This is a genomic window from Peterkaempfera griseoplana (assembly GCF_001418575.1).
Taxonomy (GTDB): domain Bacteria; phylum Actinomycetota; class Actinomycetes; order Streptomycetales; family Streptomycetaceae; genus Peterkaempfera; species Peterkaempfera griseoplana.
The window spans coordinates 1-10,433 of the sequence record NZ_LIQR01000489.1 but is presented as its reverse complement, the minus strand read 5'-3'; the positions used below and the strand labels follow the sequence as shown (position 1 = coordinate 10,433).

At 74.4% G+C, this 10,433-nt stretch carries 8 protein-coding genes; 5 read left to right on the top strand and 3 right to left on the bottom strand.

The genetic code is table 11. The annotated features are described in order from the left end of the window. Window positions 1-220 precede the first annotated feature (220 nt). Window positions 221-790 (bottom strand): hypothetical protein, encoded by a 570-nt coding sequence (locus AOK09_RS30740; protein WP_245687562.1) that lies wholly within the window; start codon window positions 788-790, stop codon window positions 221-223. 261 nt (window positions 791-1,051) lie between these two features. Next, window positions 1,052-3,304, bottom strand: coding sequence for a RecQ family ATP-dependent DNA helicase (locus AOK09_RS30735; RefSeq protein ID WP_079063566.1), 2,253 nt, complete (start codon window positions 3,302-3,304; stop codon window positions 1,052-1,054). 193 nt (window positions 3,305-3,497) lie between these two features. Here AOK09_RS30735 and AOK09_RS30730 point away from each other — a divergent pair, with 193 nt between their 5' ends. Next, window positions 3,498-4,697 carry a DUF4192 domain-containing protein gene (locus tag AOK09_RS30730; RefSeq protein WP_063796123.1) on the top strand — a complete coding sequence of 400 codons (1,200 nt, stop codon included), beginning with the start codon at window positions 3,498-3,500 and terminating at the stop codon, window positions 4,695-4,697. Between the two features lie 54 nt (window positions 4,698-4,751). On the opposite strand, the gene AOK09_RS30725 is transcribed toward AOK09_RS30730, so the two are convergent. Then, window positions 4,752-6,062, bottom strand: coding sequence for an alpha/beta fold hydrolase (locus tag AOK09_RS30725; RefSeq protein WP_055590507.1), 1,311 nt, complete (start codon window positions 6,060-6,062; stop codon window positions 4,752-4,754). Window positions 6,063-6,238: 176 nt separating this feature from the next. On the opposite strand from AOK09_RS30725, the gene AOK09_RS30720 reads away from it, so the two are divergent. The 4 genes from AOK09_RS30720 (at window position 6,239) to AOK09_RS30705 (ending at window position 10,212) form a co-directional block, all read left to right on the top strand. Beyond that, entirely contained in the window at window positions 6,239-6,988 is a 750-nt protein-coding gene (locus tag AOK09_RS30720; RefSeq protein ID WP_055590506.1) for an NUDIX hydrolase, read from the top strand. A gap of 340 nt (window positions 6,989-7,328) precedes the next feature. Further along, complete coding sequence (locus AOK09_RS30715; RefSeq protein ID WP_055590505.1) at window positions 7,329-8,438, top strand: ATP-binding cassette domain-containing protein; 1,110 nt, start codon at window positions 7,329-7,331, stop codon at window positions 8,436-8,438. A 3-nt stretch (window positions 8,439-8,441) separates the two neighbouring features. Next, window positions 8,442-9,188 (top strand): hypothetical protein, encoded by a 747-nt coding sequence (locus AOK09_RS30710; protein ID WP_055590504.1) that lies wholly within the window; start codon window positions 8,442-8,444, stop codon window positions 9,186-9,188. Window positions 9,189-9,276: 88 nt separating this feature from the next. Beyond that, window positions 9,277-10,212 carry a FadR/GntR family transcriptional regulator gene (locus AOK09_RS30705; RefSeq protein ID WP_055590503.1) on the top strand — a complete coding sequence of 312 codons (936 nt, stop codon included), beginning with the start codon at window positions 9,277-9,279 and terminating at the stop codon, window positions 10,210-10,212. The last annotated feature ends 221 nt before the right edge of the window (window positions 10,213-10,433 follow it).

The following is a 10,433-nucleotide window of genomic DNA, read 5'->3' as shown; positions in this document are numbered from 1 at the left end:
CGGTCCCCGGCGCTCCGCGGCGGCGGGCGTCCTCCGCGGCGGCTGGTGCTCCGTGGTGGCGGCTGGGCTGCGGACGGTTTCTGCGGCTGAGGGGCCTGCGTTCCCCGGTGGCGGTGGAGCCTGCTTCCGTGGCCGGTGGGCGCCAGGTGCTCCCGGGGCCGGTGATCCCGCTCGGGGCGGCCGGTCCCCGGCGCTCCGCGGCCGCCCCGGCCCCCGGGGCTCAGCGGGCTGCGGTCCGCCGCAGTGGCTCGACCGGGCCGCGGGCCCAGCCGGACTCCCCCTCGGCGCCCGCCGGTGTGCCGCCGAGTGGCGGCGAGCCGTACGCCCAGGAGCCCGCGTGGGGGCTGCGGCCGCTGCGGCCGTCACCGAGCACCTGCCAGCCCTGCGGGGTCAGCGTGAGGTAGGAGCCGCAGCGCAGCCCGTGCAGCGCGGCCGCGTCCCGCAGGCCCCACATCCAGGCCCCGTCCTCCGGCGTCCAGCCGGGATCTCCGGCGCGGCTGACCAGCAGCACCGCGGTGCGTGAGGGGCGGGCGCGGCGCAGGTCGTGCGGCACCACGCGGCGCAGGTGGACGAGGATCGCGTTGCGGCGCTGCCATCCGTCGCTGCTGCTGGGCCGGGGGGTGAAGGACGCCGAGCCGACCAGCCGGTGCAGGGGGTCCAGGACACCGACCACGGCCGTGCCCGGCGGAGGCAGATGCAGTCGGTGCAGATCTGCGACGAAGGACCGGGGGTCGCGCAGCAGCGGGATCTGGGAGGCGCCCCAGGCCTCCAGATCCATGGTGCGGTTCATGAGGGAGGGCGTGAGACCGCGGTCGGTTCCGTTGATCACGATCCTCCTTCCGGGTGCTCTCGCCGTCTGCGGGCGCGTGCGCACGCCGAGAGCGGGGCCCTTGGGGCCGGTGTCGGGGGACGCTCGCCAATTCTCCCGTCCCACCGGCTCGAGCGGCAATGCTGTAATCGCAGGGGCTGCCCGTTAGACCACGATGTGCCGGATATATTCCACCGGGGATCCAGGGGATATGCCGGAGCGGCGGACCTTTCTCGGCGGTCGCTACGCCTGGACGGCCAGGGCCAGCGGCAGCACCCCCCTGGCGCCGGCGCGGCGCAGCATCCTGGCGACGACGGTGACCGTCCAGCCGGTGTCGACCAGATCGTCCACCAGCAGCACCGGGCCCTCGCAGGACGCCAGCGCGTCGGCCAGCTCCTGGGGCAGGACGAAGGCCTCGTGCAGGGCGCGCAGCCGTTGGGCGCTGTTGCTGCGGGCCCCGCGCGGCGGGCCGGCGGGCCCGTACTCGACCCGTCCGAGCAGCGGAAGCCGTCCGATCGCGGCGATCCGGGCGCCCAGGCTCGCCACCAGCTCGGGGCGCGTCGCCGAGGCCATGGTCACCACGCCCACCGGCCGCTGCACGGCCTCACCGCCGCCGGCCGGGGCCGCCCACCCTCCCGGGCCGCGGGACCAGTCGGCGAGCACGGTCACCAGAGCGTCGACCACCTCCGGGGGCACCGGTCCGTCCGGCGCTCCCGGCGCCAGCATCGCCCTCAGCCGGGTGCCCCAGCCGATGTCGGAGAGCCGACCGAGCGCCCGGCCGGGGGCGGCCTGCTCCGCGGGGGCGATCCGGCCCTTGAGGCCGATGCCGACGGCCTCCATGCCGGTGGGCCACATCCGTCGGGGCTCCATCTCGACCCCTGGGCGCCCGAGTGCCGCACGAGCCGCCTCCAGGGCCTCCCGGGAGACCTCGCTGCCGTGCCGTGGGCCCGCGCAGCCGTCGCAACGGCCGCAGGGCCTGGCCTCCTCGTCGTCGAGTCTCCGGCGCAGGAACTCCATCCGGCAGCCCTCGGCGGCCGCGTACTCGCGCATCGCCTGCTGCTCGCTCTCCCGGGCGGCCGCGACCCTCGCGTAGCGTTCCGCGTCGTACGCCCAGCTCCGGCCGGTGGCCGTCCAGCCGCCGCGGACCCGGCGTACCGCGCCGTCCACGTCCAGCACCTTGAGCATCGTCTCCAGCCGGGTGCGGCGCAGGTCGACGCGTGCCTCCAGGGCGGCCGTGGACAGTGGCCGGTCGGCCTCGGCCAGTACCTCGATGGTGCGCCGGACCTGCTCCTCCGCGGGGAAGGCCAGCGAGGCGAAGTAGCGCCAGATGGCCTCGTCCTCCCGGCCCGGCAGCAGCAGTGCCTCGGCGCGGTCCACTCCGCGGCCGGCCCGTCCGACCTGCTGGTAGTAGGCGATGGGGGAGTTGGGGGAGCCGAGATGCACCACGAAACCCAGGTCGGGCTTGTCGAAGCCCATCCCCAGCGCCGAGGTGGCGACCAGTGCCTTGACCCGGTTCTCCAGCAGATCGGTCTCGGCGGCCCGCCGCTCGGCGTCCTCGGTGCGGCCGGAGTAGGAGGCGACCGTGTGGCCGCGCTGTCGCAGGAAGGCGGTGACCTCCTCGGCGGCGGCCACGGTGAGGGTGTAGACGATGCCGGAGCCGGGGAGCTCGTCCAGGTGGTCCGCCAGCCAGGCCAGCCGGTGCGCGGGATCGGGCAGCTGCAGTACGCCCAGGGCGAGGCTCTCCCGCTCCAGCGGGCCGCGCAGCACCAGGGCGCCGTCGGCCGGGCCGCCGCCCGCGGCGCCGCCCGTGCCGGTGCCCAGCTGTTCGGCCACGTCGCGGGTGACACGGGCGTTGGCCGTGGCGGTGGTGGCGAGTACCGGCACGCCCGGGGTCAGCTCGGCGAGCATGGTGCGCAGCCGGCGGTAGTCGGGGCGGAAGTCATGGCCCCAGTCCGAGATGCAGTGGGCCTCGTCCACCACCAGCAGCCCGGTGGAGGCGGCGAGTTTGGGCAGCACCTGGTCGCGGAAGTCGGGGTTGTTCAGCCGCTCCGGGCTGACCAGCAGGACGTCGACCTCGCCGGACGCCACCTCGGCCTGGACCGCGTCCCACTCGTCGATGTTCGCGGAGTTGATGGTGCGGGCGCGGATACCGGCCCGGGCGGCGGAGGCGATCTGGTTGCGCATCAGGGCGAGCAGCGGGGAGACGATCACCGTGGGGCCCGAGCCGCGTTCCCGCAGCAGTGCCGTCGCCACGAAGTACACCGCCGACTTCCCCCAGCCGGTGCGCTGGACCACCAGGGCCCGCCTGCGGTCCACCACCAGGGCCTCGATGGCCCGCCACTGGTCCTCCCGCAGCCGTGCCCGGTCGCCGGCCAGCAGGCCCAGCACCTCGTCGGCGCGGGCGCGGACGGCGGCACGGTCGACGGCGGATCCGCCCGTGGGCGACTGGGCGGCGTGGTTCCGGTCGGCGTCGGGGGGTGTCGGGTGCTGTTCCATGCATCCATCCAACCTCGCCCTGCCGACATCGGGCCAATGCACCGCGGACACCCTGTGGAGAATCGTTCCGGCAAGGTGGTCGGGTCCCCTCGCCTCACTCCAAGGAGTGACGGGGTTGTCCACAGAAGGCGTGTCGTCCACAGGGAAGGCGGCTGCCCTGCGGGCCGGTCCGGACTTGCGGACCATCCTCGGCATGAACGACGACCGCACCGCCAAGCCCGATGCCCGCCCCTCCGACCTGCCGACCGTCAAGATGCGCGGCCCCGCCGACATGGCCGAGATGCTGCCGTACCTGCTCGGTTTCCATCCCGACGACAGCATCGTGGCACTGGGACTGCAGGGCCCCGACCTGCACCAGGGCGGCACCGTGCGGCTGGACATCCCCGACGAGCCCCACTGGGGGCCGGCCGCAGCCGAGACCGCCCGCCTGCTGGTCCGGTTGTCGGAGCAGCGCGACACCACGCCCGCCGCGGTGGTCCTCTACCTGTGCCGTGATCCCGGGCCCGGGGAGACCGGCCGCGCGGTCGCCGACCGGCTGCGCCCGCTGGCGGAGCGGCTCGCCGCCGAGTTCCGCGCCCGGCGGCTGGACGTCAGGGAGTCCCTGTGCGTCTCGGACGGCCACTGGTGGTCCTACGCCTGCGAACGGCCGGGGTGCTGCGATCCGGCGGGCACACCCGTCCGCGACGCCGGTGACGCCGGGCCGGTCGCCGCGGCCGCGACCTACGCAGGGCTGGCGGTGCGCGGCAGCCGCAAGGAGATCGGCGCCACCATGGAGGCCGTCGGCCCGCCGGCGGCCGGGGCCCAGCGGGAGGCCTTCGAGAGGGTGCTCGCCGGGCTGGCCCGCCGACTGGCCCGGCCGGATGCCGGCGAGCGGATCCTGGAGCGCACCGGGGCCCTGCTGGACGACGCCATGGAGCGCTTCCGGGCCGGAGCCGAGCAGCTGGCCGACGAGCATGCGGCACGGCTGGTGCTGGGCCTCCAGGACAAGCGCGCCCGGGACCGCGCCGCCGAGTTCGCCGAACCCGGTGACCTGGCCGCGGCACAGCGGCTGTGGCGATTCCTCGCCCGCCGCTGCGTCCACCCCTACGACGACCATGCCGCCGCGCCGTTGACCCTCCTGGCCTGGACGGCCTGGCTGTCCGACGACACCCCGACCACCCGGGTGGCGCTCTCCCGGGCGCTGGAGGCCGACCCGGACTACACCCTCGCCCGGCTGCTCTACGACTCGCTGAACGGCGGGCTCGACCCGCGCCGCCTGCTGGAGACCGTGCGAGAGGAGCGCGTCCGGCGGCTGGCGTCCGGCGACGTCTCCGCAGGTGGACCGGCGCGGTCGCGGTCCCTCAGGCGCCAGGGCAGAACAGGCGGTGGCCGCCCCGCAGCCGGAGCCCGGTGAGGCGGCGGAAGCCATGGGCGCAGTCCGGCCGCACGGGAGGGGGCCGGCTCGCTCTCACACCTCGCCGCGCGCCATCCGGATCAGCCTGTCCAGCACCCGGCCACCGCTCACCCGCAGGCCGTCGTGCTCCCAGGTGTTGGTCACCCAGGTACGCACCCCGCGCACGGCCTCCGCGGTCGCCAGCGAGTCCGCGGTGTCCACGTACATGTCCCCGTGATAGACGGCGGCCGTCACCGGCACCTCGTTGACCGCCAGCTGCGTCGGGTCGTAGAGGTCCGGCCACTCCCCGCGCTCGGCGAGCAGTCCCGCCGTCTCCTTCAGTGGCCGAAGGGCGGGATCGGTGTCGAACATCCAGGGATAGATCATCTCGCCGGTGAAGAACACCGGGGCCTCCCCGTCCAGCGCCCCGCCTGCGTCGAACTCAGGGAACTCAGCCCGTACCCGCTGCGCGGCCCAGCGGGTGCCGGCCGGATCGACGGAAACCTGCCCGTAGATCGACTCGTGCAGCACCGCATACAGCGGGTTGCCCGCGAAGGAGAGATGCCCGTGCACCCCCGCCAGGAAGACGTCCGACAGCTCGGGGCCGGAGACGCCGCCCACCCAGGCCTCCTCCAGCAGGTAGTGCAGGGTGTGCGAGCCGGTCCCGGTGCCCAGCAGCATGCCCAGCGACTGGAACGCCTCCACGGTGAGCAGCCCGCCGCCCGGCAGCCTGGCCGGGGCGGACCGCAGATGGTCGGCGATCCGCCGTACCGCCGCCACATCCTCGGGGTAGCGCTGGTAGTGCTCCCGGTTCTTGGCGGCGACCCGGGGATAGGCGGCCCGGTAGACCGACTCCGCGCTGCTGCGCAACCCCGCGAGCCCGCCGGTGACCAGTGCCGCCCGGAGGCCCTGCGGCGCAAGCGACAGATAGCTCAGTGTGCAGAAGCCGCCGAAGCTCTGACCCAGCAGGGTCCAGCTGCCCTCCTCGCCCAGCAGCCGGCGGCGCAGCACCTCCGCGTCACGGACGATCGAGTCCGCGCGGAAGTGCTCCAGATAGCGGGCCTGCTCCCGGGCGTCGCCCCGCAGCGGCAGCGTCTGCCGGTTGGCGGGGGTGGAGCGCCCGGTCCCGCGCTGGTCGAGCAGCAATACCCGATAGTCGTCCAGCGCTCGCACCAGCCAGCTGTCGCGGCCCAGCGGCCGGTTCGCCTTGCCCCCGGGACCGCCCTGCAGAAAGAGCAGCCACGGCAGATCCTCGCGTTCCCGGCCGGCGGCCACCACCTCGCGCGCATAGACCTCGATCTGCTCACCGCCCGGCTCGGCATGATCCAGCGGTACCTGGACGAGATGGTCGGTCGAGACGACTCCGGGCTGCCGGATGACGGTCATGGGACTCCTCGGAGCGGGTGTGAAGCGGTAGGGCGGGGCATCCTGGTCCCGCGGGGAACACCCTGGTCAGGCTGCTGCTGGGAACGGTATCCCGCGAAGCCGTCGGGGGAGTGCGGCGGGAGGGCCGAGAGGTCGGTTCCGCTTTTTATCGTCAGGGAGACGACTAGGATCGGCTCATGTCGCGTTACGATCCGTCGGCCTTCCCCCCGTTCGCCGTCACGGTCGACCTTGTGGTGCTCACCGTGCGGGAGCATGCCCTGTGCGCACTCGTGGTCCGCCGGGGCGAGCCGCCGTTCCAGGGGTACTGGGCGCTGCCCGGCGGATTCGTCCGCCCGGACGAGGGGCTGGCCGAGGCGGCCGCCCGCGAGCTGGCCGAGGAGACCGGGCTGCGCGCCCACACCACACCCGGGCAGAACTCCGTCGCCGCCGGAGCCCACCTGGAGCAGCTGGCCACCTATGGGCATCCCCAGCGCGACCCGCGGATGCGTGTGGTGAGCGTCGCCCATCTCGCCCTCGCCCCCGACCTGCCGGCCCCGCGCCCCGGAGGGGACGCGCGAAGCGCCCGCTGGGCGCCGGTCGGCGAACTGCTCGGCCCCGGCGGAGAGGAAGGCGTGCCGCTGGCCTTCGACCATGCGGCGATCCTGGCCGACGGTGTCGAGCGCGCCCGCTCCAAGATTGAGTACTCCTCGCTGGCCACGGCCTTCTGCCCGGCCGAGTTCACCGTGGGTGAGCTGCGGCGGGTCTATGAGTCGGTGTGGGGTGTGGCCCTGGATCCGCGCAACTTCCACCGCAAGGTCACCGGGACGCCGGGCTTCCTGGTTCCGGCCGGCGGGACGACGACCCGTCAGGGTGGGCGCCCGGCCCAGCTCTTCAGGGCCGGCGGTGCCACCGTGCTCAACCCGCCCATGCTGCGGCCCGAGCCCTAGGCAGGCTCGGGGCGGCGGACCCGCACAGGTCGCCGTTCCGGCGGACCCGCACAGGTCGCCCTTCCCGCGGACGCGGGCACGCACGGGGAGGAGCCGGGAGGCGGCCGGAGAGGCCGGGAGGCAGGCGGGGAGAAGCCGGGCCGCAGGCGGTCAGGACGGGCTGTGCGCCGGTATCTGTCGCCCGATCAGGTGACCCCCGCTCACGGGTGCCCAGCTCGGCCCCGGCAATGCCCGGGAAGGCACCCAGGCCGTTCTATCGTGCTGGCCGGGCCTACCGAGGCCGCCGCGGGCCGGCCCGGCGGAGCGGGGGCGGGCCCGGGTGCACGATGTGGAGCCGCCGATGATCCAGGCCACCGGACTGACCAAGACCTACCGGCGCGGAAGGTCCCCCGCCCTGATCGACCTGACCTTCGATGCCCCTCCCGGCCAAGTGACCGTGCTGCTGGGCCCCGGCGGCGCAGGCAAGTCCACCGCGGTCAGGCTGCTGCTGGGTCTGGAGGACGGGCGCGGCACCGCACTCTTCGGCGGCCGCCCCTTCCGCGGCCTGCACCGTCCCGAGCGGCGGGTCGGCGTGGTGCTGCAGCACCGCCGGCCGGTCGGCCATCCCCGGCGGCGGGCCCTGGGGCATCTGAGGATGCTTGCGGCGGCGGCTGGAGTCCCTGCCCGGCGGGCCGACCAGCTGCTGGAGCAGACCCGGCTGACGGCGGTGTCCCGCCACCGGCTGCGGACGCTCTCCCCGGGTGCGGAGCGCCGTCTCGCCCTGGCCGCCGCACTGCTCGGCGACCCGGAGATCCTGCTGCTGGACGGCCCCACCGAGGGCCTGTCCCCGCACGACACCCTGTGGTTCCGCGCCTTTCTGCGGGCCTTTGCAGCCTCCGGCGGCACGGTCCTGGTCACCTGCAGCGACCCGGCCGAGGCCGCCGCCCTCGGAGACCGGGTGATCACCCTGGACCGCGGCCGGACGGTGGCCGACCAGCCCGTGGGGGAGTTCGTCCGTGACCGGCTGCGGCCCGAGGTCACCGTCCGCGGTCCGCAGGCCGGGCGCCTGGCCGACCTGCTGCTGGAGCACGGGGCCGAGGTACGCCGTGAGGACGGCACCGGCATCGCGGTGAGCGGCCTGGCCCGCAGCGAGATCGGTGAGATCGCCTACCGCCACGGGATCCTGCTCCATGAGCTCGCGGACCGGATCGCCGAGCAACCCGCTCCCCAGCTGCCCGTTCTGGCGAGCGACGCCGTCCACCGGCCGAGAGTGGCGCTCCCGGCCGACCCCGAGGAGACCGTGGTGGTGCTGCGCCCGGGGGCGGCGGTGGCGGCCACCGTGGTCGCCCCCCTGCATGCCGACCGCGGACTCGCCCGTGTGCCGGACCCGCCCTGCCCCGGCGCGACCGACCCGATGCCCTCTCCGTCCCGGCCCGAGCCGTCGGCTGCCCTCACCCCCTGGAGCGAGTGACCTGTGCGCACCCTGGTCTACGAGGCCCGGCGGCTGGCCGGTCTGCGTTCCACCTGGCTCGTCCTGCCGGTCACCGTGGCGGCCGCCGCGGCGCTCACCGTCATGACGGCACGTCATCACATGGGGACGGCTCCGCTCTCCCCGGCCCAGGCGGCCCACCGGCTCAGTGCGGTGCCGCCGATCCTGCCGTTGCCGCTCGCAGCCTTCGGTGCCGGTCTGCTCGGCGCCCTCTCCTACGGTCATGAGCTGAGGTATCCCGCCCTGAGCGCCTGCCTGGTGCCCCTGCGGCGGCGCCTGCGGCTGCTCGGGGCGAAGCTGCTGGTGATCGCGGCGTTGGCGGCGGCCCTGCTGGTGGTGACCGTGCTGGTGGACGCCCTGGTGCTGGAGTTCGTCCTGCCCGGTGCCGGCGGCCCGGCGGCACCGGGCATCGACGGCTTCCGGTCCGGACGGGGTCCTGAGCCTGTGGCCGCGCTGTGGCGGCCGCTGGTGATGACCGTGGTCGCGGCCTGCGCCTGTGTACCTGCGGCGGGACTGCTCCGCGGCGCGGTGGGCGGGACGCTGGTGCTGCCGCTGCTGGCGTTGCTGCCCGCGGTCGTCACGGCCCCGGCGGCCGGACTGCTGCACCGCGGGGGAGCCTGGCCAAGGATGCCGGGAGGTGCCGCGGCGCTGGGTCCGCTGGCCTTGACGGGGGTGGCCGGAGTGCTCCTCGCCACCTGGGTCGCCGTCCAACTGCCGCGCAGGACAATGTGATTGGCGATTCTATGAGGCTTATGTCGGGAATAGCCCTTTGATGCTGATAGAAAGTCAATTGTCGACTGATGGGCGATCACCCTTTCGTGTGCTTTTCACGAAAGCTCTCAAGTCATCGCTGGGCATAGCCGACAAAGGACCTGTGAGTACCCTTGCGCACCCCACCATGAACGCCAACCGCTCCACCGAGCCGGGTGTCCCGGCCCCCGGTGAGCTGGACCGCTACGCCATGTCCGAGAGGCCGGTCACTCCAGGCCCCCGCTGGGAGGGAGCCGAGGGCGATCTCGCCAGAATCGGCCGCAAGACGACCAGCAGCCGCGGCCGCGGACTGCACGGGCAGCTGGTCCAGCAGCTCGGTCAGATGATCGTCTCCGGGGACCTCGGTGCCGACCGGCCCCTGGTGCCCGAGGAGATCGGTCAGCGCTTCGAGGTCTCTCGCACCGTCGTGCGGGAGTCGCTGCGGGTCCTGGAGGCCAAGGGCCTGGTCAGTGCCCGTCCCAACGTGGGCACCCGGGTCCGCCCGGTGAGCGACTGGAACCTGCTGGACCCCGACATCATCGAGTGGCGGGCCTTCGGCCCCCAGCGTGACGACCAGCGCCGTGAGCTCTTCGAACTGCGCTGGGCCATCGAGCCGCTGGCCGCGCGGCTCGCCGCGGGCCATGGCCGTGACGACGTCCAGCAGCGGCTGGTCGACATGACGGAGATCATGGGCCACTCCGCGGCCCAGGCCGATCCGGTCACCTTCGCCCGTGCCGACGCCGAGTTCCACGCCCTGGTCCTGCAGCTCGCCGGCAACCGGATGCTGGAGCACCTCTCCGGCATCGTCGCCTCCGCCCTGCAGGTCAGCGGTGGTCCCGCCACTGCCTGTGAACGCCCCTCCGAGCCCTCGGTCGTCCTCCACGTCAGGCTGCTGGACGCTCTCGGCACCGGCGACGGCACCGCCGCGGAGGCGGCGATGCGGTCGTTGCTCACCGTCCACCCGGACATCGAGCACGTCCTCCCCGGCCCCCGCGACGAGCACTGAGCCCGGCCCCGCGGACGCCCCGGGAACCCGCCACCCAGCCCCACCGCGGCCCCTGCCCAAGAGAAATCGCCACCGGCTCCGCCAGAAGGTGCCGGCCGACCGATGACAACAGGGCATGGACCGGGCACATACTGTGATGACGCGGGGGCGGTTCCTCGAGGCGCCCGGCCCGTCCGCCACGGCCCCAGGGGCGCGGCGGACGGACCATGACGAGGGGCGGT

Bases quoted from the DNA above. Each gene is read 5' to 3' on its own strand.
- AOK09_RS30740 (WP_245687562.1), bottom strand. From the start codon at position 790: ATGAACCGCACCATGGATCTGGAGGCCTGGGGCGCCTCCCAGATCCCG.
- AOK09_RS30735 (WP_079063566.1), bottom strand. From the start codon at position 3,304: ATGGAACAGCACCCGACACCCCCCGACGCCGACCGGAACCACGCCGCC.
- AOK09_RS30730 (WP_063796123.1), top strand. From the start codon at position 3,498: ATGAACGACGACCGCACCGCCAAGCCCGATGCCCGCCCCTCCGACCTG.
- AOK09_RS30725 (WP_055590507.1), bottom strand. From the start codon at position 6,062: ATGACCGTCATCCGGCAGCCCGGAGTCGTCTCGACCGACCATCTCGTC.
- AOK09_RS30720 (WP_055590506.1), top strand. From the start codon at position 6,239: ATGTCGCGTTACGATCCGTCGGCCTTCCCCCCGTTCGCCGTCACGGTC.
- AOK09_RS30715 (WP_055590505.1), top strand. From the start codon at position 7,329: ATGATCCAGGCCACCGGACTGACCAAGACCTACCGGCGCGGAAGGTCC.